Source organism: Chryseobacterium tagetis, from assembly GCF_016735585.2.
Classification (GTDB): domain Bacteria; phylum Bacteroidota; class Bacteroidia; order Flavobacteriales; family Weeksellaceae; genus Chryseobacterium; species Chryseobacterium tagetis.
The window spans coordinates 199947-222505 of record NZ_JAERSE020000006.1; the positions used below are offsets into that span (position 1 = coordinate 199947).

General features: G+C 34.5%; 22 protein-coding genes, 8 tRNA genes and 1 other RNA gene. 24 read left to right on the top strand and 7 right to left on the bottom strand.

The window, feature by feature from the left end; translation table 11 throughout:
* Window positions 1-465 precede the first annotated feature (465 nt).
* The 6 genes from JI747_RS19670 to JI747_RS19695 all read right to left on the bottom strand — a co-directional run bounded on the left by JI747_RS19670 (window position 466) and on the right by JI747_RS19695 (window position 4951).
* Entirely contained in the window at window positions 466-855 is a 390-nt protein-coding gene (locus JI747_RS19670; protein ID WP_225690565.1) for a hypothetical protein, read from the bottom strand.
* A gap of 6 nt (window positions 856-861) precedes the next feature.
* Window positions 862-1173 carry a hypothetical protein gene (locus JI747_RS19675; RefSeq protein WP_225690567.1) on the bottom strand — a complete coding sequence of 104 codons (312 nt, stop codon included), beginning with the start codon at window positions 1171-1173 and terminating at the stop codon, window positions 862-864.
* A 19-nt stretch (window positions 1174-1192) separates the two neighbouring features.
* Window positions 1193-2188 carry a hypothetical protein gene (locus tag JI747_RS19680; RefSeq protein ID WP_225690568.1) on the bottom strand — a complete coding sequence of 332 codons (996 nt, stop codon included), beginning with the start codon at window positions 2186-2188 and terminating at the stop codon, window positions 1193-1195.
* Between the two features lie 4 nt (window positions 2189-2192).
* Window positions 2193-2567, bottom strand: coding sequence for a hypothetical protein (locus tag JI747_RS19685; protein ID WP_225690570.1), 375 nt, complete (start codon window positions 2565-2567; stop codon window positions 2193-2195).
* A 566-nt stretch (window positions 2568-3133) separates the two neighbouring features.
* Window positions 3134-3790, bottom strand: coding sequence for a hypothetical protein (locus JI747_RS19690; protein ID WP_225690571.1), 657 nt, complete (start codon window positions 3788-3790; stop codon window positions 3134-3136).
* 546 nt (window positions 3791-4336) lie between these two features.
* Entirely contained in the window at window positions 4337-4951 is a 615-nt protein-coding gene (locus JI747_RS19695; RefSeq protein WP_225690572.1) for a hypothetical protein, read from the bottom strand.
* A gap of 658 nt (window positions 4952-5609) precedes the next feature.
* Between JI747_RS19695 and JI747_RS19700 the strand changes: the two genes are divergently transcribed.
* Window positions 5610-6137, top strand: coding sequence for an antirestriction protein ArdA (locus JI747_RS19700; RefSeq protein ID WP_225690573.1), 528 nt, complete (start codon window positions 5610-5612; stop codon window positions 6135-6137).
* 180 nt (window positions 6138-6317) lie between these two features.
* On the opposite strand, the gene ssrA is transcribed toward JI747_RS19700, so the two are convergent.
* Window positions 6318-6718, bottom strand: a transfer-messenger RNA (tmRNA) gene (gene ssrA / locus JI747_RS19705).
* Window positions 6719-6965: 247 nt separating this feature from the next.
* Between ssrA and rpsU the strand changes: the two genes are divergently transcribed.
* The 23 genes from rpsU to rplL all read left to right on the top strand — a co-directional run bounded on the left by rpsU (window position 6966) and on the right by rplL (window position 22327).
* Complete coding sequence (gene rpsU, locus JI747_RS19710) at window positions 6966-7163, top strand: 30S ribosomal protein S21 (RefSeq protein ID WP_039365233.1); 198 nt, start codon at window positions 6966-6968, stop codon at window positions 7161-7163.
* A gap of 81 nt (window positions 7164-7244) precedes the next feature.
* On the top strand, window positions 7245-8132 hold the full coding sequence (locus JI747_RS19715) for a tyrosine-type recombinase/integrase (protein WP_225690574.1): 888 nt from the start codon (window positions 7245-7247) through the stop codon (window positions 8130-8132).
* A complete protein-coding gene (locus tag JI747_RS19720) occupies window positions 8129-8419 on the top strand; it encodes an HPF/RaiA family ribosome-associated protein (protein WP_225690575.1) in 291 nt (96 codons plus the stop codon). Before JI747_RS19715 ends, JI747_RS19720 begins: the two co-directional genes overlap by 4 nt.
* A 111-nt stretch (window positions 8420-8530) precedes the next feature.
* A tRNA-Thr gene (locus JI747_RS19725) sits at window positions 8531-8604 on the top strand.
* Window positions 8605-8625: 21 nt separating this feature from the next.
* A tRNA-Tyr gene (locus JI747_RS19730) sits at window positions 8626-8706 on the top strand.
* Window positions 8707-8793: 87 nt separating this feature from the next.
* Window positions 8794-8866, top strand: a tRNA-Gly gene (locus JI747_RS19735).
* Between the two features lie 86 nt (window positions 8867-8952).
* A tRNA-Thr gene (locus JI747_RS19740) sits at window positions 8953-9026 on the top strand.
* Window positions 9027-9047: 21 nt separating this feature from the next.
* Window positions 9048-9128 (top strand) — tRNA-Tyr (locus tag JI747_RS19745).
* Between the two features lie 86 nt (window positions 9129-9214).
* Window positions 9215-9287 (top strand) — tRNA-Gly (locus JI747_RS19750).
* A 41-nt stretch (window positions 9288-9328) separates the two neighbouring features.
* A tRNA-Thr gene (locus JI747_RS19755) sits at window positions 9329-9400 on the top strand.
* Window positions 9401-9706: 306 nt separating this feature from the next.
* On the top strand, window positions 9707-10387 hold the full coding sequence (locus tag JI747_RS19760; protein ID WP_225690576.1) for a response regulator transcription factor: 681 nt from the start codon (window positions 9707-9709) through the stop codon (window positions 10385-10387).
* A gap of 1 nt (window position 10388) precedes the next feature.
* Window positions 10389-11753 carry an ATP-binding protein gene (locus tag JI747_RS19765; protein ID WP_225690577.1) on the top strand — a complete coding sequence of 455 codons (1365 nt, stop codon included), beginning with the start codon at window positions 10389-10391 and terminating at the stop codon, window positions 11751-11753.
* Between the two features lie 228 nt (window positions 11754-11981).
* The gene (locus JI747_RS19770) at window positions 11982-13223 is read left to right on the top strand and encodes a TolC family protein (RefSeq protein ID WP_225690578.1); all 1242 of its coding nucleotides are present in this window, start codon (window positions 11982-11984) and stop codon (window positions 13221-13223) included.
* A gap of 2 nt (window positions 13224-13225) precedes the next feature.
* Window positions 13226-14311, top strand: coding sequence for an efflux RND transporter periplasmic adaptor subunit (locus JI747_RS19775; RefSeq protein WP_225690579.1), 1086 nt, complete (start codon window positions 13226-13228; stop codon window positions 14309-14311).
* A 144-nt stretch (window positions 14312-14455) separates the two neighbouring features.
* On the top strand, window positions 14456-17554 hold the full coding sequence (locus JI747_RS19780; protein ID WP_225690580.1) for an efflux RND transporter permease subunit: 3099 nt from the start codon (window positions 14456-14458) through the stop codon (window positions 17552-17554).
* Window positions 17555-17812: 258 nt separating this feature from the next.
* A complete protein-coding gene (gene tuf / locus JI747_RS19785) occupies window positions 17813-19018 on the top strand; it encodes an elongation factor Tu (protein WP_225690581.1) in 1206 nt (401 codons plus the stop codon).
* A 52-nt stretch (window positions 19019-19070) separates the two neighbouring features.
* Window positions 19071-19141 (top strand) — tRNA-Trp (locus tag JI747_RS19790).
* A gap of 12 nt (window positions 19142-19153) precedes the next feature.
* Entirely contained in the window at window positions 19154-19360 is a 207-nt protein-coding gene (gene secE / locus JI747_RS19795) for a preprotein translocase subunit SecE (RefSeq protein WP_039369543.1), read from the top strand.
* 21 nt (window positions 19361-19381) lie between these two features.
* Window positions 19382-19924, top strand: coding sequence for a transcription termination/antitermination protein NusG (gene nusG / locus JI747_RS19800; RefSeq protein WP_039369546.1), 543 nt, complete (start codon window positions 19382-19384; stop codon window positions 19922-19924).
* Window positions 19925-20145: 221 nt separating this feature from the next.
* Window positions 20146-20592 carry a 50S ribosomal protein L11 gene (gene rplK / locus JI747_RS19805; protein ID WP_039369549.1) on the top strand — a complete coding sequence of 149 codons (447 nt, stop codon included), beginning with the start codon at window positions 20146-20148 and terminating at the stop codon, window positions 20590-20592.
* An 11-nt stretch (window positions 20593-20603) separates the two neighbouring features.
* Window positions 20604-21296 (top strand): 50S ribosomal protein L1, encoded by a 693-nt coding sequence (gene rplA, locus JI747_RS19810; RefSeq protein WP_027380917.1) that lies wholly within the window; start codon window positions 20604-20606, stop codon window positions 21294-21296.
* A gap of 18 nt (window positions 21297-21314) precedes the next feature.
* Window positions 21315-21914: a 50S ribosomal protein L10 gene (gene rplJ / locus JI747_RS19815; RefSeq protein WP_225690582.1), complete on the top strand. Its 600-nt coding sequence runs from the start codon at window positions 21315-21317 to the stop codon at window positions 21912-21914.
* Between the two features lie 44 nt (window positions 21915-21958).
* On the top strand, window positions 21959-22327 hold the full coding sequence (gene rplL, locus JI747_RS19820; protein WP_225690583.1) for a 50S ribosomal protein L7/L12: 369 nt from the start codon (window positions 21959-21961) through the stop codon (window positions 22325-22327).
* Window positions 22328-22559 lie beyond the last annotated feature (232 nt).

Genomic DNA, 22559 nt, shown 5'->3' on the forward strand with positions numbered 1-22559 from the left:
GTAAATTTATCAAAATTTTGAATAATTCAAATACGGGAACCCATAAATTATAAAAAGTTACAATATAAAAAATTAAGAATGAGATTTTGTATTAATGTCGTTAGCTTTGGAACTGATATTTTATCCATTATTGCATATTTTCTATGCTGCTAAAATCCTCTTCACTTTCTTTAGTGGCTATATCGAATCTTTAAGAATGAAGTATTAGGTAAATATAATTTGACTTTTAATAACTTATTTAGTTTTTTATAAAATGAAAATACACGATTATTTTATTATTTGGAATTACTTATCCTAATATAATTTTTATTGGTTGCGCACTTGACAAAACAAATGTTTAGCAATACTTTGTTTTTTACTTAAATTGAGGTTTTTTATGTATTCTGTTAAAATTCAATATTTAATTACTGTTTTTATAACTTAATAATAGATATAAGCCTCAACCCATAAGGTCAAGGCTCAATTTTACAGTAAATATCCGCTGTAAATGTATTCCCAATTATTATATTTGAGATTGATTATAGCACTTTCACTTTTACTTATCACAAATGTTACAATACATTTTTTACCGCTTGAATCCACACAATAATAATCCTGAACTAAGCTGTCATCAATATGTTGTGTTGGTTTGAAATCAAGGATTCTGTATGTTTCCTGCGGACTTGAATGTACTATGATTCTTTGTTCATCTGCATTTATGGTTACTACGACGGATGTCTTTTTTAGTCCACTCCAGTGAGTCCAATATCCGCCTTTGTTTTGCCTGTATTTTACGTACTCTGTTTTCATCTGGGATTTTTGCCCGAAACAGATTGCAGATACTATGAGTAATACAGCTACTAATAGGTTTTTCATAATTAATTACTTTTTGAAGGGATTGTTTCCTTCCCTCATAAAAACTGTTCCCATCTTTTGATATTGGATTGGTTTTCCCTTCACGCAAGCTGTATAGATTCCACTTCCAAGACCATTTTGTGCCCTGATAATGATTACTTCTTTTTCCTCAACTCCGTTGTCAATGGCTACAAACTTTTTTAGTCGTTTGTTTTTAATTGGCTCTTTGAAGTCAGAAGGTAAATCACATTCTTTTGCAGTTTCTTTTGGTTTTTCTTCCTGCGCAAAAAATAATACAGGTGTCGTTGCTAATACTAGTGTGAAAAATAGTTTTTTCATAATTGATTTATTTTTGAGATTAATTGTAGTTTCTTTTTTGTTCATTTTCCCAGACTTCATATTCAGCCTGCATTCTTTCAGCTTCTTTATGTTCTTCGGCTGTGATGCTTTTCCAATCTCTAATAATCCGCTTTTGTTCCTCTTTGGTTAGAGTTTTTGGAGTCCGTTTTTCTTTTACAGAAGATTGAGTAGCTGTGGAATTGCGGATGTTAGAGATTTGTTCTTTTTCCTGACTGGCTTCTGCGTAACTGTCAAATCTCATCATGTATCTTTCAAGAATGTTTTTGTCAAACAAATAGGTGTTGCATTTAGCCTGTGTATCATCTAAAATCATATATTCCTCATCTGTGCTAATAGTGTAGGGTGTGTTAAATATCCCTGTTACTATGACAGATTCTTTACCGAAGTATTTATCTTTTACCTTGAAGACTACAAACGAATGTTTTACGACTGTTTTAGGTGTGTTTTTAGGTGTTGTTGTGTTTGTGTTGCTTGAGTTGATTTTTACTGTGTCTATGGGGCTTATACAGTTTCCAAATGGTTCTTGTTTGGTCTTGTCACAACTGATACCTAAAGTTGGTAATATCAGAATCATAACCTTTAATTTGTATCTCTTGAAAAACAAGGTGATTAACGTATAGACCAACCAAAAGAACAAAAGATATTTGTAATCGTTAAATGTAGATTTTGCAAATAACAAACCTTTATTAGAGTAGCTTTTAAAGTCTGAACCCCCAATCAAAAGTTCGCTACACATCATACTGTTTGTTGGTAAATCTATTTTTTTTCCAAAAGGCGTTGTTTGATGTAATGTAGCTACTGGTGTTGTGGTGGGGTCATATGTTCCACTTAAAATAATCTTTCCGTTACTATCAGTAGTTGGTATATTTAAATTGGGGATATAGGAAAATGTGCTAAAATGCTCTACTGCAAAAACAGTCAAAAAAGCTAATACAAAACCTATCAATATTGATTTAGGTATGTTTTTGTCGACCTGAATAGTTTTCTTTTCCATCGGATTATTGGTTTTTGAGTTGTGCAATAATTTCTAGGAATATCTCGAAGTAATCTGAGTCTTTCATGAATGTTTCCCGAGATATGTTGTAAATATTTTTGCGATACATTTCGTAATGTGCTTCTGTACCGTATCTATGGTCTGCATAAGCTGCATTGATGCAAATCTGTCTCAGGCTGTTTTCATCATAAACTTGAGATATAACCAATGGTAATACCTCTCTACCTTCTTTGAGCGTGATTTTGTCAAGTCCATAACTTCGGAGTTCCCGATACTTATTCAGGTAATCTGTTTTAGAAAGATTGTTACAATCAAATTTTTCCTGTGAGAATACTGTTATACCCACGAACAGCAGGAGAGAAATAAAGATTTTTTTCATAAGTGATTTGTCAGTTCACTAATCCCGCAAAGTGAAGGTTATTAATGCAGAAAGCACGGGATTAAACCATATTTGCTAGCAGAGGCTCTGACAAAGCCAAACGACACAAATAGGAATAACCCGTGCCCATATAGCACGAGTCATAAACTATTTATTTTGTATCGTTTTTTGAAACTGTCAGATTTCTGCTAACAAAATAAAAGCTATGCTTCTGTTTTTTCGATAAAATTTGAGGTGCTAATATAAGAATTTTTGTAATTATATGACAGTTTGTTTTTTGTGGAAATGCAACTGTTCGGGCATCATCACACACAAAAAAAGAGACTCTTATCAAAGTCTCTTCTATCTCTATATTTTTCCGATAAAACTATAATTACAGAAAAAGCTAACGAAGCGGGAGTTTATCCTGAGATGGTTTAAGGGTTGAACAGGTTTTCGTTATTAGCTTTGCAAGCTCAACGGAAAGGGCTTTTGAAAATCGTCAGTCCAAATATAGTCCAAATGCTCAATAACTTCCGTCTACCCTGCTTTTGCCAAACCGATGTTAGCAGCAGCACTTTTTAAAATCAATGTATTTGCCCTTTTGCTTTTAACCATACAATTTTAAGATTTGTTTTTTGCACTATTTGTTCAAGGTCTTTTTTGGAATAATAGCCAAGAACAAAATCTTGTCCACCAGTATTGAAATATGTAAATCGTCCTTTTGTTTTGTATTTGTCTGCCAAGTCTTGAACTTTGTCAAATAAATCTCCATCTGCCCAATCATCGTTAACTTTTAAGTCCCATTTATAATTGTCTCCATTGCAAGTGAATGAAACCCAAGCTTTTTTTTCTTCTACATCAACATAGTCTTTTAAATTTTCAAACTTTAATTCACCACTAGTAATTCTTGAAATGTTTTGCATTATATCTATGTATGCACCATGGTCTTCAATTGCTTCAAGGTCAAAGTCCCAACATTTATTTGTTATTGGTGTCCAAGGTTCTCTTTCAATAGTTTGTCCAAGTGTCTGATACAATAAATGAAAAGGTTGGTCTTCAAATTCTTTGTAACCTCCTTGCCAACGATTTATGTCTGAAGTGTCAACACCTTTGTTTAGTGTAAAACCAAGTTGTTTAAATATTACAAGTTGTTCTTGAAATGTCACTTTGTTGTTTAGTTTCTCCGTTGATTTTGTCTTCCCATTACAGCCAAACAATCCAAGTAGTCCTATAATTCCCATTATCAAAATTGTGATTTTTATTTTCATTGTGAAGTCTGTCTCTGTGTGTTTCTGCTAACTTTCTAATTTAGGCATTGCGTCAATAATAACAATAGATATTGTGCTAATTTTTTTAATATTTATGAATTAAAGTTTGTAATTATTTGATTTCAGTAATCAAGGAATGAGGTGTTTTTATGCTTTTATTTATATTATTTTTGGTTAAAACATACTAATGGAAATTTATATCCTATCAGTACTGTAAGAAACTGAGGATATGACTCTATCTGCAATAATTTTGTAATAATTTACAATTTCCTTTGTTATTATACATTCGCTATAAACTACAAAATTTGATTCATTTTGTAAATTTTTACAAGTCTATTGCGACTTAGGTAAGTAATCTTTATGGGCTTGATGGAGGTGTGAAAAATAGGAATAATAACAAGTGTACTTTTGTTAATATATATCTACCTATTTGCCCCAAAATGAACAGGCTAATATTTATATAAATATTAATCGAATTATTTCAGCCCTTTTGGTAAACCTTTTTAGAGGCGGTACTTTTTATGGGTTGTATGGTTTTTCTTTTTCGTTATCTTTATAATATTCTGAAATGATTGAAAACTGTTTTTTTGTCAAAAGTATCGCCTGCAAATCATTACCTCCATAAAGTAAATAAAATTGTTCGTCTATATTTTTGACTTTTAATATTTCATTTACTTTCTTAAAAAAGTTTCTTGGTGCTGCGTCCCAAAATGTTAGATTATCAAGTTCTTTTTTTGTGTAAAGATTTAATTTTTCTCCGTTGATTATTACATCATTTGTTTTTTCATAATCACTTGCAGTTTTTACAATCAAATTCACGGTTCTTTTCTCTAATATTTTATTTATTTGAGGAAGGAAAAAGTCAAAATTAAATTCAGCAAGTTCTTCTGCATCAATATGAGCTATTTTGAGATTGGCATCATCATAAATGTCAAAAGAGTTTTTAAGTTCTCTTTTCAAACTGTTAATTTTTGAGCTGTCAGTATATTTTAGAAACTCATTGTCGATAAGTTCTTTGGCGTATATGCTGTCTGACTTTGATATATTTTCTTGTAAATTTTTATTTTTAGTCTGCGCTTTTTGATTGCAACTAAATAAAACCAGTAAAAGGAATAAATATGTTAGCTGTTTCATTAGATATCATTTTTAGCATTGCCTATATTTGTTGTTGCTTAATGTTTGATATAATAGTCCCTTTGTATAGCATAAGTAGGTAAATCCTTCCAAATATAAAATTTATTTCATTATCTATCTCACTCTAATTCACTTCTAACAATCTTAAATAAATATTTCGGGTAGCTATGGTAAACGGATTGTTTTGTTTTAGGTATGGTAATGATTTTACCTGTGGAGTTTTGGGAAAGTGCATAATACTTGGTGTGCTATTTACACCACCCTCCAAATTTTTGCTGTAAAAATACACCCCTATGCCGTATCTCAAAATTTTTATAGATATGTCGGGTGTGTACCTACTATATGGATTTCGCACCCCGACAGAGTGTTTTTTTTCGGTGTACCCCTGTCAAAGATTTTTTGTTTTTTTTGACTGCTGTTCTTATTTTCCTGTACTCCGAGTGATTAAAAAGTTTTTAACAGACGTTAATATTTTGGTTAAAAACTGCTGTAAACACTTGTATTTATGAGGATTTTGCTGTATATTTATACATCTTTACAAGCTACTTTTAGCCTTGTGTCTTTGGGTACAAGGTTCAATATAAAAAAAAAAATGCCTAGCTGGCTCGAACACAACTAGGCGAATCAATAAATTTTAACTACACTAAAACTTATCAACATGACAAAGTTAACAAATTGTCTTGATACTGCTAGTATCTATGTATCAACATACGCTAAGTACAATAATTCATGCCTGTATGGCAAATGGCTTAACCTTTCAGATTATTCTGATTTTGAAGAATTACAACAGGTAATGTATGAACTACATTCTGATGAATCTGACCCTGAATTTTTATTTTCCGATTATGAGGGTTGTTCTCTATTTGAAAAATTGAGATTGATAGGGGAAAGTTTTTTATCTCCCGAAATTTATGAGATTGCCGAGCAAATAAATGTATCAGAATATGATTCAGAAGTTTTTGAAGCTTGTATTGACTGTTTAGGCAAAATGGATTTTCAAAGCCTGTATGAATATGTAAACAACTTTTATTACGGCGAATACGAAAGTGATGAAGACTTTGTACAATACTTATATGAAGATGATACTTTTAATATTCCGAATTGGGTTGTGATTGATTGGGAAGCTACGGCAAGGAGTATAATGTTTGATTATTTTGAAAGTAACGGGCATTACTTTAAATCGTAGTATATTTGTATTATTATAATAACTTATTGTATTCTCAAAATTTAAATAAGTTTAATTAAATTCAAACAGATTCAAAAAAGTACATTTTAAAAATTTGGGTACAACTTTGGGTACAAAAACAAAAAAGAGAAAATGTAATTATTTAAAATTCAATAATTTACAAATTCTCTTTAGTTTAAAAAGTGGAGTTGGAGGGATTCGAACCCTCGTCCAAACAAGCAATACATAAGCTTTCTACATGCTTATTCTACCATTGGTTTTCGACTGGAGGCAGAGGATAGACACCCAACTTCCAGCTTATCTTCTAAATTTTCGTGTTTTATCCGAAGCTTATAAAACCTTATTTCCGCATTCCTATATCCCAGAATCAAACGCCGCAGAACAGAGCATTTGTGGAATATCTTGCTTCCCTACTGAAATCTTCGGGAAAACGCTTGATCTACTATACTTCGATATTAAGCTGCAAGAGCGAACTCTTCGTTGCCAGTTAAAATTTTGTAGCAAGGGATTATAGAGATCGCGCTACGGTTCTCTGCATGCTTACTTATCCATTGACCTTGCTGTCGAAACCAGTCAACCCCATGAATAAAGTGAATGCAAAGATAATTAATTTGTTCAAATAACATTAATATTGTGAGTTGCTTTTTTATACAATTGATAAAATGAGAATTTGTAACATATTATGGACTTAATTATTTATGAAAGTAAATAGCTATTAATAAAGGGTTCTTTTGATTTTTTTTAATTAAAATTGAATTATATAAGATTGATTATTTTGTAGTTTAATAAAAAATGTATACTTTTGCAATCCAAAATGAGATGTAATATATGTTAATAATTCCAGTAAAAGACGGAGAGTCTATCGACAGAGCATTAAAAAAATATAAAAGAAAATTTGATAAAACGGGTACAGTTCGTCAATTAAGAGCTAGACAAGCGTTTATTAAGCCTTCTGTAACTTTAAGACAAGCTAGATTGAAAGCTGCTCACAAGCAAAGAAACCTTAGCAAGGAAGAACAGGCTTAAGATATTTTCTTAAATACATACTAAATTCACTCTTTAAATAGTTATATTTGAAGAGTGAATTTTTGTTTTTATACTTAAATGATGCTGAATAAATTTTTAGACTATTTACAATTAGAGAAGAGGTATTCTCCTCACACCATTACAAGCTATAAAAAAGACCTGGAAGATTTTTCTCATTTCTATCTTAAAACTGAATCTTCCGACGATATTTCTAAAGCCGACAAAAAAATAATCAGAAACTTTATCGTAGAATTAAGTGAGAATGGTATTTCCAAGAGAAGTATTAATAGGAAACTTTCTTCATTGCGTAGCTTCTATCTGTTTCTTCTTAAGATAGGGGAGATTAAGGTTTCTCCTACAGAGAGCATCTCTTCCCTCAAATTTTATGCAGAAAAGCAAATTCCTATCTCTAAAGAGGAAATGCAGGTGCTTAGTGATAATATATTTGATTACATACACGATGTTTTGGAAAAATCTATCATAGAGGTATTGTATCAGACTGGTATTCGGAAGGCGGAGCTCTGTGGTATGATATTTGAGAATGTTAACATAGACGGAAACGAAATGAAAGTTATCGGGAAAGGTAATAAAGAAAGGGTGATTCCTATTTCCCAAAACTTGTCAGATCTGTTAAAAAGTTACTTAGATGTCCGTAAGCCAATGGTTGAATATGAGTCCTGTTTTTTTGTTAACAAGAAAGGCAAAAAACTCTCTGAAAAATTTGTTTATGTGGTAGTTAATAAGTACCTTAGTCTTATAACAACAAAAGAAAAAAGAAGTCCTCACATCCTTCGTCATAGCTTTGCTACACACGTTTTGGATAATGGGGCGGAGATCTCCAAAGTGAAAAAAATATTAGGGCATTCCAGTCTTGCAAGTACTCAAGTTTATACGAATGCGAATATAGAACAATTGAAAAAAGTGTTTAATCTGGCTCACCCTAGAGCATCAAAAAAAGAAGAATTATGAAGATCACAGTACAATCAATTGGTTTAACTCCACACGAACCACTAGAATCACACATTGAAAAAAAAGTAAGCAAATTGGATACATTTTATGATAAAATTGTAGAGTGTAAAATATTTTTAAAAGTAGAAAACAACTCGGATAAAGCTAACAAAACTGCCGAGATTATTTTGGCGGTTCCGGGAGATGATATCGTAGTAAAAAAGACTTCCAACTCTTTTGAAGAAAGTTTAGACCTGTGTGTTGATACTGCTAAAAAGCTACTAATCAAGAAAAAAGAAATGGCATAGAAAAAAAAGATAAAAAAAGTCATTAAAAAATTTGAGAATTCAAAAAAACCGTTCTATATTTGCACTCGCAAAAAGGGAACAGTGTTCTTTTGAATTCTTTTTTTATTAAATGCTTCCATAGCTCAGTTGGCCAGAGCACGTGATTTGTAATCTCGGGGTCGTGGGTTCGAATCCCTCTGGAAGCTCAATTTTAATATAAAATATCTGGGGAGATTCCAGAGTGGCTAAATGGGACTGACTGTAACTCAGTTGCTTCGGCTTCGTAGGTTCGAATCCTGCTCTCCCCACATTTTATATTAGAAAAAAAACTTGCAAGATTCGAGAATTATTCTTAGTTTTGCACAGCGTTTACCAATAGTTTTGGAAACAAAATTGCGGAAGTAGCTCAGTTGGTAGAGCGTCAGCCTTCCAAGCTGAATGTCGCGGGTTCGACCCCCGTCTTCCGCTCAAATATCACTTGTAAAGTGTGTTTTTTACAACTGAAATGATGTAGAGTAGAGTTTCTCTAAAGATTCAGTCCAATTATTAAAATTGCTTCCATAGCTCAGTTGGCCAGAGCACGTGATTTGTAATCTCGGGGTCGTGGGTTCGAATCCCTCTGGAAGCTCAATTTTAATATAAAATATCTGGGGAGATTCCAGAGTGGCTAAATGGGACTGACTGTAACTCAGTTGCTTCGGCTTCGTAGGTTCGAATCCTGCTCTCCCCACATTTTATATTAAAGAAAAACTTGCACAACTAAAGGATTTTTCCTAAGTTTGCAAAGCGTTTACCAATAATTTTGGAAACAAAATTGCGGAAGTAGCTCAGTTGGTAGAGCGTCAGCCTTCCAAGCTGAATGTCGCGGGTTCGACCCCCGTCTTCCGCTCAACGAAAATCATGCTATTCAGTGTGATTTTTTTAGTTAATGCCGACTTAGCTCAGCGGTAGAGTGCTTCCTTGGTAAGGAAGAGGTCACGGGTTCAAGTCCCGTAGTTGGCTCTCGTTTCAATCCCGATTTCTTCGGGATATTTTTTTGCCTGAACTTTTCAAAAATATTTCGATACCATTTTGAAGCCCCCTTATTTTAAAAGTAGAAATATTTCGGATCTGACTTAAGATAATTGTTAAACACCCAATTGGATTATAATGAAATTCTTGGCTGATGTCAATGTTAGAATTGTATAGTTGGTCATAGTTATTAAAATAGAAATTCAACCTTAAAATTTAATTAAAGTCTCTCTTTCTCTTTACAACTTCATTTACAATCATAAAAAATTTTGTTACATTCGTATAAAATATAGTTTGATGAATATTCTTTTATTGGAAGACGATCTTATTCTTTCGGCAGAACTTTGCAAATTCTTGGAATCAAATAATTTTACGTGTGATAAAATCTATGATGGTGAAACCTTTATCCGCCAGATAAAGAATAATACCTATGATTTGTATTTGCTGGATATTAATGTTCCAAAGATCAATGGGCTGGATGTATGTCAGACGATTCGTTCTTTTGATAAAAATACTCCGATTATCATCATTTCAGCTTATGGAGATCTGTCAGATAAGAAAGATGCATTCACGAGGTTGGCGGATGATTATCTGGTGAAACCTTTTCAATTTGAAGAACTCTTGTTGCGTGTCAATTCATTACTGAGAAGAAAAACCCCTTCTGAAACTACAGATCAGGATATTATCAGAATTGATGATCTGATCGTAAATAAAACCGAACAAAAGGTATATCGTGCTGGTAATGAAATAAGTCTTACCCTGAAAGAATTCCAATTGCTGGTTTATCTTGCCGAAGCGCAGGGAAGAACAGTTTCCAAACAACAGATTACAGAACATGTTTGGGAACACAATTTTAATACGAATACCAATACAGTAGAAGTATATATCAACTTTTTAAGAAAAAAAATTGATAAAGATTTCAAAGTTAAACTTATTCACACACGTTCCGGTTTCGGATATTACCTAAGTCCATTATAAAATGTCTTTAAAACGGAAGATAGCGCTCAATCTCAGTATTGCCTTTTCATTGCTTTTCGGTATTGTAATGGCGGTCATTTATATGTCTTTTAATGATTTCCGAAGAGAAGAATTCAAAGAAAGATTCAGGCAGAGATTGGAGTTTACTTCTCATTTTATTGCCAAGTCAAAAGATTTTGAAGAGGAAGCCCCCATATTTTTTAATGAAAACTCGGATAACATTCTTTTAAATGAAACCATTTTGATTTTTAATGGGGAAAAAGAACTTATTTATAGTACTATCAAAGATAGAAATGTAACCTGGGATAGTGCTTTATTAAAAGAACTTGACGAAAAGAAAATTATCTATTCCGAGAAAACGGTTCCTGAAATTTATGCGGCTCTTAAAACCATTAATGGTGAAAACTATTATATACTTACCAGTGCTCTTGACACGAACGGGAATTCAAAATTAGCTTATCTGAAATATCTTTTGATAACAGCGTATGTCATGAGTACATTGCTTATTGGTTTCTTTAGTTATTACTTTATGGGACAATTCCTCAAGCCTTTGGAAGATCTGAATAAAGAAATTTCAGAAGTGACTGCTCATAAACTGACAACACAGATTCCTACTCGTAATTCTAATGATGAGATAGACGTTCTTGCAAAATCTTTTAACACGATGATTGGTAGGCTAGATGATGTTTTCCAGTCACAGAAAGATTTTACGGCAAGTGCTTCTCATGAGATCCGGACTCCGATTACAAGAATGGCTTTTCAGCTGGAGAATTTAATTAAATTTGAACAGCATTCTCCGGAAACCCTGTCTTCTTTAAAACAAATTCAGCGTGATGTTTACCAGCTGTCGGATTTGACGAACTCACTTTTACTATTAACAAAATTCGATAGAGAAAATATTCAGAGTATTTACGAAGAAGTAAGAATCGATGAGGTGATTTTTGAATCTTTCGAAGCTGTTGAAAAAAGTTACCCAAAACTGAAAATAGATTTCCTTATTTCCGAAGGTACTTCTGAAGATGCTCTTTTGACGATAAAAGGAATACAATCTTTATTGGAGATTGTTTTTATTAATCTGTTTAAAAACGCAGCTGTCTATTCCGATGATGTGGAAGTTGATGTTTTGATTACAGAAACAGCCGAAAATCTTGTTGTGGATGTAATTTCTCACGGAAATACGATTTCTGAAGAAGAGCAGTCAAAACTATTTGAGGCTTTTAAACGAGGGAAAAATTCTCAAAATATTTCCGGATCTGGGCTTGGTTTAAGAATTGTCAAAAGAATTCTTGAATATCATGGCGCTAAAATCATCTATACTTCTCCTGAAGATTTGGTGAATAAATTCAGTGTTATTTTTCATAAATAATTCTTTACAATCATTTTCATTTTATAAATCTCAAAATCATTTTTGTGTTAAACGAATGATTAAATTTTACTTAAAATTCAACGATAAGGGATTAAATATTACCAGGAATTTTAAAAAATATTTATTCAAAAAATGAGTGTTAATCAGGGATTTTAATTTTTTTTTAAGGATTCTTTAAGAGCTTTTTAATAGCATAAAGGCAATTTTGTAACTTAAAAAGAAAAAATAATGAACAAATTTGCAGGACTGTTCATCGTCATTTCCTCATTCATGACGGCACAACAGAAAATGTCTCTTCAGGATTGTGAAAAAGCTTTCCAGGAGAACAATTTACAACTGCTTGCGGAACAGTACAACATTAACATGGCTGATGCAGACGTTTTGCAGGCCAAAATCTGGGAGCTTCCGCAGCTGAGCGGACAAATCAATGCGTATAATCCTGAAGACAGAAGAATCTTTGACGCAGGACACGCAAAAGGAGCGCAAGTAACGCAGTTAATTTACATGGGAGGCAAAAAGAAAAACGAAATTGCCTTCGCGAAATCTAATAAAGAACTGGCTCAGCTTCAGTTTTCTCAACTTCTGGTAGATTTGAGATCACAGCTTCGTTCTGCGTATTTCGATCTTTACTACGAAAAATTAAAACTTGAAAATACCAATAAGCAGCTTGGGTATATGAATGACCTTTTGGCAGCTTATAAAGTACAGTCAGCAAAAGGAAATGTCTCTTTGAAAGATGAAGTGAGACTGCAGAGTATCGTGATTCAGCTAAATAATGATAAAATAGGAATCAATAAAAATATTCTTGAATTTGAACAGACTTTAAAAGTTTTAACAGGAATTACAGATGATATTGATCCTGAACTTTCAGAATTAGAGGCAAAAGATATCCTTGCAGCTCAGCCTTTCGGGGATGACATAGAACTCAAGAAAAAAGCATTGGAAAACAATGCAGATTATCAATATAATTTAAAATTAATAGACAACAGTAAGTTGTACGCTCAATGGCAGAAATCACTGAATGTTCCGGATCTTAATCTTGGAGCAGGATGGGATCAAAACGGAGGAACTTTTAAAAATGAAGTGAATCTGATGGTCGGAATTCCGTTGCCGTTGTGGAAATCCAATAAAGGAAATGTAGATAAAGCGAATTTCGCCATTCAGCAAAATCAGAAAAATGCAGATTTCCAAAAACTGAATCTGGAAACGAAAGTGCAGTCCGCCTATAAAACATGGAAATCGCAATATGACCAGTTGGCAGAAATCAAATCTACAGATCTTAATAATATGGAATTGGTCTACAACGGAATGCTGAACAATTTCAGAAAAGGCAATGTAAGTCTTATTGAATTTACAGATTTCATGGACAGCTACAGAGAAACAGCTCTTCAGATCTATGATATGAAAAACGAAATTATGCAGTCCGCAGAACAATTGAATCAACTAGTACAAACGAAAATCTTCTATTAAACATGAAAAATTATATAATCCCGGTAATGGTGGCTTTGTCAGTTTTATCTTGCTCCAAAAAAGAGGCAGAAACAAAACCACAGGCAAAAAAAGGCTTTGAATTGAGCAATACCATGCTTCAATCGATTTCATTGGCTAAAGTTGAAAAAAAATATATAGAAGACGATTATAGTTTTTACGGAAAAATTTCAGCGGACAAAAACAGTTATATCGACGTTTATCCGTTAGTCGGAGGAAACGTTTTGAGCGTAAATGTTGAACTTGGAGATCATGTGACGAAAGGCCAGGTTTTGGCAACGATCAGAAGTACCGAGCTGGCGGAAGTTCAGAAAGATGTGAGCGATGCAAAAACTGATTTGGTCGTTGCTCAAAATAACCTTCGTGTAGCAAAAGAAATGTATGAAGGTAAATTGAATACCGAGAGAGATGTATTAGAAGCAAAAAGCCAGCTGCAGAAAGCACAGGACCAGTTACAGAGAGCGAGTGCGGTAAGTACGGTTTATAATGTGAAGAAAGGAAATATTTACAGTGTTGTTGCTCCGATCAGCGGATATATTGTTCAGAAGAATATTAACAAAGATATGCAGTTGAGAAGTGATAGAAGCGATAATATTTTCGATGTAGCTAACACAACCAATGTTTGGGCAATTATGAACGTCAACGAATCTGATATTGATAAAATCAGTCTTGGAATGAAAGCACAGGTTTCAACATTATCTTATCCGGATAAAGTTTTTGACGGAAAAATTGATAAAATCTTTAAAATCATCGATCCGCAAACCAACGCAATGCAGGCAAGAGTCGTGCTGGATAATCAAAACGGATTGCTGATTCCTGAAAGTAAAGCAACAATAAAAGTAACAAGCTCAGAAAATGGAACGGCACTCACTGTTCCTTCAAAAGCTGTAATTTTTGATGACAACAGAAGTTTTGTGGTGATCTACAAATCCAGAACCGATGTAAAAGTGAAAGAAGTGAAAGTCTTGAAGCAGGTTGGAGATATCACCTATATTTCCGAAGGCCTGTCTGAAGGAGAACAAGTAATCACCAACAATCAATTATTGATTTACCGTTCTTTGAACAGTTAAAATCTTAAGTGTTCAGAAATGAATTCTTTGCTGAGTGAAACGCCTTTGCGAACGAATATGCAGAAAGAGAATCATGAAAAACCTTTGTGAGCTTTGCGTTTAAAACAAATTCAACGACTTTTTTAGGTCATCAAAAAATCTATCATGAATAAATTCATTAAAAATATAATTGCTTTTTCATTAAAAAACAAAGCATTTACTTTTATTTGGGTAGCGGTTTTGGCTGTTGCAGGATTTATAAGTTTCAAAAATATGCCTATTGAAGCTTTTCCGGATGTTACCAATACCCAGATTGTTATCATTACCCAATGGAACGGGCGAAGTGCAGAAGAAGTCGAACGTTTTGTAACCACTCCTATCGAGTTGGCAATGAGCCCCGTTCAAAAGAAAACAAGCGTGAGAAGTACCACGATGTTTGGACTTTCCATTGTTAAAATTCTTTTCGACGATGGGGTAGACGATACTTTTGCACGAAATCAGGTAAATAACCAATTACGCACAGTCAGCCTCCCGGATGAGGTAGATCCCGAAGTTCAGCCGCCTTATGGGCCAACCGGAGAAATTTTCCGATATACTTTAGAAAGTAAAAAGAAAGATTCCCGTGAACTATTGACTCTTCAGAATTGGGTGATCGATCGTGCTTTAAGAGGTGTTCCGGGAGTTGCAGATATCAATGTTTTCGGAGGTCAGGATAAAGTCTTTGAATTAAGTATTGATCCGAGAGCTTTAGATAAATATAATTTGACACCGCTTCAGGTGTATGATGCTGTTACGAAAAGTAATTTAAATGTCGGAGGTGATGTGATCGAGAAAAACGGACAGGCTTATGTTGTTCGTGGAATCGGTTTGGTGAAATCCGTTGCTGATATCGGAAATATTACGATTCAAAATGATAGCGGAAATCCAGTCTTGGTTAAAAATGTTGCGGAAGTTCACGAAAGTTCCATGCCTAGAGTAGGACAGGCGGGATTGAACAATCATGAAGATACGGTGGAAGGAATCGTTGTTATGAGAAAAGGGGAGAACCCGCGTGATGTATTAGTTGGAGTAAAAGCTAAAATTAAAGAGCTTAACGAAAAAATCCTTCCGAAAGATGTAAAAATGGTTACTTTCTATGATCGTGACAATTTGATGGATTTCACTACACACACTGTAATGCACAACCTTATTGAAGGAATTGTTTTGGTGACTGTGATCGTTTTGATCTTTATGGCAGACTGGAGAACAACTTTGATTGTTTCCATCATTATCCCGTTATCCTTATTATTTGCATTTCTATGTTTAAAACTTGCGGGAATGAGCGCCAACTTACTCTCTCTTGGTGCGGTAGATTTTGGGATCATTATAGACGGAGCCGTCGTCATGGTCGAAGGACTCTTTGTAATGCTCGATCATAAAGCCCATAAATATGGAGAAGAGAAGTTCAATAAAATGGCTAAAGGAGGCTGGATCAAACAAACTGGAACCGGATTAGGAAAAGCGATATTCTTTTCAAAATTAATTATCATTACTTCCTTAATTCCGATCTTCTCATTCCAGAAAGTGGAAGGCAAAATGTTCTCGCCATTAGCATTTACTTTAGGTTTTGCTTTGATGGGAGCTCTGATTTTCACTTTGACCTTAGTTCCTGTTCTTTCACATATCCTTTTAAATAAAAATGTAAAAGAAAAAAACAATCCGTTTGTGAATTTCTGGGACAGAATTGTCTTGAAAGGGTTTAACTATACTTTTAAACATAAAAGAATGAGTTTGATCGTTGCCATCTCATTTTTGGCAGTGACTTTATTCTCAGGAAAATTTTTAGGAACGGAATTTTTACCACAGTTAAATGAAGGTTCGTTGTGGATCACTGCAGAAATGCCGATGAGCTCGTCTCTAAAAGAATCTTTAAAAACGGCGGATCTTCTCAAAAAAGATATTATGAGTTTCCCTGAGGTGACCGATGTTCTGGCGCAAACAGGACGAAGTAATGACGGAACCGACCCGAATGGTTTTGGATTCGTACAGTTTGCCGTAAACCTTAAGCCTAAAGAAGACTGGAAGCGAAAAATCACCTATGAGGAATTAATTGAAGAAATCGATAAAAAATTAAGAACCTATCAAGGGATTACCTTTAATTATTCCCAGCCGATTTCTGATAATGTTGCCGAAGCAGTGGCAGGTTTCAAAGCTGAAAACGGAATTAAAATTTATGGGGATAATCTTGAAACACTGGATCGATTAGCCGAAGAAGTTTTAAAGCAAATCAAAGATGTAGATGGAGTAAAAGATCCTGGTATTATTAAAAATATTGGTCAGCCTGAAGTAAGTGTGGTCTTAGACAGAGATAAAATGGCTGCGTACGGAGTGATGCCGGATGATGCACAATCTGTACTGGAAATGGCTTTTGGAGGGAAAACGGCTTCCGAAATGTTTGATGGAGAAAGAAAGTTCCCAATCCGTCTCCGTTACTCACAGGAGTACAGAAAAGATGAGAATGATATCGCTGCATTGATGGTTCCTACACAGGATGGTGCTAAAATTCCTTTAAAAGAGATCAGTACAATTGTGAAAGATAACGGAGCGGCATTTATTTATCGTGATGATATTAAAAGATATATTGGAGTGAAATTCTCGATTCGTGACCGAGATTTGGGGAGTACGATTGCCGATGCTCAGAAAAAAGTGGCGAAAATTGAACTTCCCGATGGCTACTCAGTAGGATGGACCGGTCAGTTTGAAAACCAGCAAAGAGCTTCGAAAAGATTGACGCAGGTGGTTCCGATCAGTATTTTAGGAATTTTCTTCCTATTATTTATCCTTTTCGGAAACATGAAAGATTCTCTTTTGGTATTGGCGAATGTACCGTTTGCTTTGATTGGAGGAATTATCGCACTTCATGTCACAGGAATCAACTTTGGGATTTCCGCTGGAGTAGGGATGATTGCCCTTCTAGGGATCTGTATTCAGAACGGGGTGATTCTTATAACGGAATTCCATCAGAATGTCAAAAACGGACTGAGTCTGGATGAGTCTATATTGAGTGGAGTGAAATCCAGAACGCGCCCCGTGATCATGACCGCGTTGATGGCTTCTATCGGATTGATGCCCGCTGCATTATCTACGGGAATTGGGTCTGAATCTCAAAAACCATTGGCGATTGTAATTATCGGTGGATTAATCACAGCAACAGTTTTAACATTGTTAATTTTTCCCATTATCTTTTGGATCTTCAACAGAACCAAAAAATCGCAGCAAATTTAACTATTCTTTCATTTACATTATATTAACCCGGCCTGGAACGAATTGTGTTTCAGGCTTTTTTATAAAAGGTTTTACAAAGTTTTTTTCAATTGAGAAAAATGTGTAAATTTGCAGTCTCAATACTTTGAAATATGCGGTTTGTACTTCATTGGATTTGAATATTGAAACTTTTTTTAATAAAAAGGTTTTGGTATTTAAAAATTCATTATATTTGCACACCGAAAATTTGAAAAACAATAAATAAATAATTTTACAATCATGGCAAAGGAAACGTTTAATCGTAACAAACCACACTTGAACATTGGTACTATTGGTCACGTTGACCATGGTAAAACTACTCTTACAGCTGCTATTTCTGCTGTATTAGCTAGCAAAGGTCTTGCTGAGAAAAAAGACTTCTCTGCAATTGACTCTGCTCCAGAAGAAAAAGAAAGAGGTATTACTATCAATACTGCTCACATTGAATACGAAACTGTAAAAAGACATTATGCTCACGTTGACTGTCCAGGTCACGCGGATTACGTAAAGAACATGGTAACTGGTGCTGCTCAGATGGATGGAGCTATCGTAGTATGTGCTGCAACTGACGGACCAATGCCTCAGACTAGAGAACATATCCTACTTTGCCGTCAGGTAAACGTACCGAAAATCGTTGTTTTCATGAACAAAGTTGACATGGTGGATGATCCAGAATTGTTAGAGCTTGTTGAAATGGAACTTAGAGATTTATTAGCTACTTATGATTTTGACGGAGATAACTCTCCAGTAATTCAAGGTTCTGCTCTTGGTGCACTTACAGCTGCTACTAACGGTGATTCTGAAGATAAGTGGTTCAAAACTGTTGAAGCTTTAATGGATGCAGTTGATGAGTGGATTGACGAGCCAGTAAGAGATACTGAGAAGCCATTCTTGATGCCAATCGAAGACGTATTCTCTATTACAGGTAGAGGTACTGTAGCAACTGGTAGAATTGAAGCTGGTATTATCAACACTGGTGACCCAGTTGATATCGTAGGTATGGGTGATGAAAAATTAACTTCTACAATTACAGGAGTTGAGATGTTCAGAAAAATCCTAGACAGAGGTGAAGCTGGTGATAACGTAGGTCTATTATTGAGAGGTATTGAAAAAACTGACATCAAGAGAGGTATGGTTATCGCTAAGAAAGATTCTGTTAAGCCACACAAAAAATTCAAGGCTTCAGTTTATATCCTTTCTAAAGAAGAAGGTGGACGTCACACTCCATTCCACAACAAATACCGTCCTCAGTTCTACGTAAGAACTACTGACGTTACAGGTGAGATCTTCTTACCAGAAGGTGTAGAAATGGTAATGCCTGGTGATAACTTAGAGATCACTGTAGAATTGTTACAACCAATCGCTCTTAACGAGGGTCTTAGATTCGCGATCAGAGAAGGAGGTAGAACAGTTGGTTCAGGTCAGGTTACTGAAATCTTAGACTAATCATCTTAATATAATTAAAGTTCCGTAAGGAAACTTACGGAACTTTTAATCTACGGGCATCGTCCAATGGTAGGATACCGGTCTCCAAAACCGTTGATCAGGGTTCGAATCCTTGTGCCCGTGCAAATAACAATTATGAGTTCATTTATCGATTTTTTAAAAGGTTCTTATAACGAATTCAGACATAAAGTTGAATGGCCAAAATGGGCTGATCTGCAATCATCTACAATTGTAGTGACTATTGCAACAGTTATTCTGGCGTTATTTACCTTTGGGGTTGACGAATTGTTTTCTAAAGCAATAAGCAACATAATAGGAATGCTAATCAACTTGTTCAATTAATAATAAAAGTATTTTCCCACAATGAGCGAATTGAAATGGTATGTGCTGAAAGCTATCAGCGGACAGGAAAATAAAGTGAAAAACTATATTGAGACAGAAATCAAGCGTTTAGGGTTTGAGCAGTACGTTACTCAAGTGGTTATTCCTATGGAAAAGGTTATTCAAATTAGAAACGGTAAAAAAGTTCCTAAAGAAAGACCTTACTATCCTGGATACTTAATGATTGAAGCTGAATTAATGGGAGAGATTCCTCACGTTATTAAGAATATTCCCGGAGTTATTTCTTTCTTAAGTTTAACAAAAGGAGGTGATCCAGTTCCAATGAGAAAGTCTGAAGTTAACAGAATGCTTGGAAGAATGGATGAATTGTCAGAATTCGCAAGTGATGTTGAAATTCCTTACATCGTTGGAGAAAACGTTAAAGTGATTGACGGACCATTCAACGGATTCAACGGAACCGTTGAGAAAATTCTTGAAGATAAAAAGAAAATTGAAGTTTCTGTACTTATCTTCGGTAGAAAAACTCCAATGGAACTTAGCTATATGCAGGTTGAAAAAGTTTAAATAATATTTTTAAAATATATAGAATCCACTTATTTTTCAATAAGTGGATTTTTTATTTCAAGATTAAATTTTAATAAAAAACAATGTATCAGTTTGCTATTTCAAAAATATTTTATAATTTTGCAGTCCGAAAAGTAGGATTATCTAAGGTGAGAATGGATAACCTGCTGAATAATAAATGCTTCCAAACTCATTAATTATTCAAATTTAAAAAACAAAAAATGGCTAAAAAAGTCTTTAAAATGGTAAAGCTTCAGGTGAAAGGTGGCGCAGCTAACCCTTCTCCACCAGTAGGTCCAGCATTGGGTTCTGCAGGTGTGAACATCATGGAGTTTTGTAAGCAATTTAACGGAAGAACTCAAGATAAGCCAGGACAAGTTTTACCTGTAGTAATTACAGTATACGAAGACAAATCTTTTGAATTCGTAATTAAAACTCCTCCTGCAGCAATCCAGTTGATGGATGCGGCTAAAATCAAGGGTGGTTCTGGAGAACCGAACAGAAACAAAGTAGGTGCTGTAACTTGGGCTCAAGTTCAAAAAATCGCTGAAGATAAAATGACTGACCTTAACTGCTTTACAATGGATTCTGCAGTTTCTATGGTTGCAGGTACTGCTAGATCTATGGGATTAAGAGTAACAGGAACTAAACCAACTTTTAACGCTTAAAACTATTAGAAATGGCAAAATTGACTAAAAAGCAAAAGGAAGCTTTAAGCAAAGTAGAAAAAGGAAGAATATATAACCTTGAAGAAGGTTCAGCTCTTGTAAAAGAAGTGAACACTGCAAAGTTTGATGCTTCTGTAGATATCGCTGTAAGATTGGGTGTAGATCCAAGAAAAGCAAACCAAATGGTAAGAGGTGTTGTATCTCTTCCTCACGGAACTGGTAAAGATGTTAAAGTTTTGGCTTTAGTAACTCCAGATAAAGAAGCAGAAGCTAAAGAAGCTGGTGCTGATTATGTAGGTCTTGATGAATATTTACAAAAAATCAAAGACGGTTGGACAGATGTTGACGTTATCGTTACTATGCCGGCTGTTATGGGTAAATTAGGACCATTGGGTAGAGTATTAGGACCAAGAGGTTTGATGCCTAACCCTAAATCAGGTACTGTAACAATGGAAATTGGTAAAGCAGTAACTGAAGTAAAAGCTGGTAAAATTGATTTCAAAGTTGATAAATACGGTATTATCCACGCTGGTATTGGTAAAGTATCTTTCGATGCTGCTAAAATCAAGGAAAATGCTCAGGAATTGATTTCTACTTTGATCAAAATGAAGCCAACTGCTGCTAAAGGTACTTATGTGAAGTCTATCTATTTGTCTTCTACAATGAGTCCTGGTATTGCAATCGATACTAAATCTGTTAACTAATACGAAATCCTTAAGACAATGACAAAAGACCAAAAAGTTGTAGCAATACAAGAGATCAAAGATTTGCTTCAGGATGCTAAAGTAGTATATGTTGCAGATCTTGAAGGATTGAATGCTGGTAAAGCATCAGACTTCAGAAGACAAGCTTTCAAACAAAATATCAAAGTAAAAGTTGTGAAAAACACACTTTTACAGAAAGCAATGGAGCAAATTGAAGGAGTAGATTACTCTGAGATGTTCCAGTCTTTCAAAGGAAACTCTGCAATCATGATTTCTGAGACTGCAAATGCTCCTGCGAAATTAATCAAAGACTTCAGAAAGAAGGATGAGAAGCCGGCTTTAAAATCTGCTTTCGTTCAAGAAACTTTCTATGTTGGTGACGAGAATCTAGATACTTTGGTAAGCATCAAGTCTAGAGAAGAAATGATCGGTGAAATCATCGGATTACTTCAGTCTCCAATTCAAAGAGTTATTTCTGCTCTTCAAAACAAATCTGAAGCTGCAGAGGCTACAACTGAAGAAGTTGCTGCTCCTGCTGTAGAAGAAACTCCTGCTGCTGAGGAAGCTCCTGAAGCTCCAGCTGCAGAAAGCACTGACGAAACGCCAGCTGCTGAATAATTACACTCAAAAAATAATAAATAATCAACAAAAACATTACAACAATGTCAGATTTAAAAAATTTAGCTGAAACGCTAGTAAACTTAACAGTAAAAGACGTAAACGAATTAGCTGCTATCCTTAAGGATGAGTACGGAATTGAGCCAGCTGCTGCTGCTGTAGTAGTTGCTGCAGGTGGTGCAGGTGAAGCTGCTGAAGAAAAAACAGAATTCGACGTAATTCTTAAGTCTGCAGGTGCTTCTAAATTGGCTATCGTTAAATTAGTAAAAGATTTAACTGGTGCTGGTCTTAAAGAAGCTAAAGATATCGTAGATGGTGCTCCTGCTCCAATCAAAACAGGTATCTCTAAAGACGAAGCTGAAGCTCTTAAGAAGCAATTAGAAGAAGCTGGTGCTGAAGTAGAATTGAAGTAATCAATTTATACTATAAATAATAAGCCTGAGTATTTTACTCGGGCTTTTTTTATGTAGTAAACGCAGTTTAAAGTTTTTGTTATTTTGATGAAAAAAAATCAAGCATATATTTTTAGAGCACCTCTTGATTTTTAAATTTAAAATAAATGAATAAAACGCAGTTCACAATAAAATATTGTGAATGCCAATAAATTTTTGTATCTTTGCTCCTCTTTTGGCGCGAAAAATTGTT

What these genes read in the sequence shown, in the direction of transcription:
- rplK (WP_039369549.1), top strand. Translation starts at nt 20,146, where the DNA reads ATGGCTAAAAAAGTCTTTAAAATGGTAAAGCTTCAGGTGAAAGGTGGC.
- JI747_RS19765 (WP_225690577.1), top strand. Translation starts at nt 10,389, where the DNA reads ATGTCTTTAAAACGGAAGATAGCGCTCAATCTCAGTATTGCCTTTTCA.
- JI747_RS19770 (WP_225690578.1), top strand. Translation starts at nt 11,982, where the DNA reads ATGAACAAATTTGCAGGACTGTTCATCGTCATTTCCTCATTCATGACG.
- rplA (WP_027380917.1), top strand. Translation starts at nt 20,604, where the DNA reads ATGGCAAAATTGACTAAAAAGCAAAAGGAAGCTTTAAGCAAAGTAGAA.
- rplJ (WP_225690582.1), top strand. Translation starts at nt 21,315, where the DNA reads ATGACAAAAGACCAAAAAGTTGTAGCAATACAAGAGATCAAAGATTTG.
- JI747_RS19720 (WP_225690575.1), top strand. Translation starts at nt 8,129, where the DNA reads ATGAAGATCACAGTACAATCAATTGGTTTAACTCCACACGAACCACTA.
- JI747_RS19690 (WP_225690571.1), bottom strand. Translation starts at nt 3,790, where the DNA reads ATGGGAATTATAGGACTACTTGGATTGTTTGGCTGTAATGGGAAGACA.
- JI747_RS19675 (WP_225690567.1), bottom strand. Translation starts at nt 1,173, where the DNA reads ATGAAAAAACTATTTTTCACACTAGTATTAGCAACGACACCTGTATTA.
- JI747_RS19685 (WP_225690570.1), bottom strand. Translation starts at nt 2,567, where the DNA reads ATGAAAAAAATCTTTATTTCTCTCCTGCTGTTCGTGGGTATAACAGTA.
- JI747_RS19715 (WP_225690574.1), top strand. Translation starts at nt 7,245, where the DNA reads ATGCTGAATAAATTTTTAGACTATTTACAATTAGAGAAGAGGTATTCT.
- JI747_RS19775 (WP_225690579.1), top strand. Translation starts at nt 13,226, where the DNA reads ATGAAAAATTATATAATCCCGGTAATGGTGGCTTTGTCAGTTTTATCT.
- JI747_RS19680 (WP_225690568.1), bottom strand. Translation starts at nt 2,188, where the DNA reads ATGGAAAAGAAAACTATTCAGGTCGACAAAAACATACCTAAATCAATA.
- nusG (WP_039369546.1), top strand. Translation starts at nt 19,382, where the DNA reads ATGAGCGAATTGAAATGGTATGTGCTGAAAGCTATCAGCGGACAGGAA.
- rplL (WP_225690583.1), top strand. Translation starts at nt 21,959, where the DNA reads ATGTCAGATTTAAAAAATTTAGCTGAAACGCTAGTAAACTTAACAGTA.
- secE (WP_039369543.1), top strand. Translation starts at nt 19,154, where the DNA reads ATGAGTTCATTTATCGATTTTTTAAAAGGTTCTTATAACGAATTCAGA.
- JI747_RS19700 (WP_225690573.1), top strand. Translation starts at nt 5,610, where the DNA reads ATGACAAAGTTAACAAATTGTCTTGATACTGCTAGTATCTATGTATCA.
- rpsU (WP_039365233.1), top strand. Translation starts at nt 6,966, where the DNA reads ATGTTAATAATTCCAGTAAAAGACGGAGAGTCTATCGACAGAGCATTA.
- JI747_RS19670 (WP_225690565.1), bottom strand. Translation starts at nt 855, where the DNA reads ATGAAAAACCTATTAGTAGCTGTATTACTCATAGTATCTGCAATCTGT.
- JI747_RS19695 (WP_225690572.1), bottom strand. Translation starts at nt 4,951, where the DNA reads ATGAAACAGCTAACATATTTATTCCTTTTACTGGTTTTATTTAGTTGC.
- JI747_RS19760 (WP_225690576.1), top strand. Translation starts at nt 9,707, where the DNA reads ATGAATATTCTTTTATTGGAAGACGATCTTATTCTTTCGGCAGAACTT.
- JI747_RS19780 (WP_225690580.1), top strand. Translation starts at nt 14,456, where the DNA reads ATGAATAAATTCATTAAAAATATAATTGCTTTTTCATTAAAAAACAAA.
- tuf (WP_225690581.1), top strand. Translation starts at nt 17,813, where the DNA reads ATGGCAAAGGAAACGTTTAATCGTAACAAACCACACTTGAACATTGGT.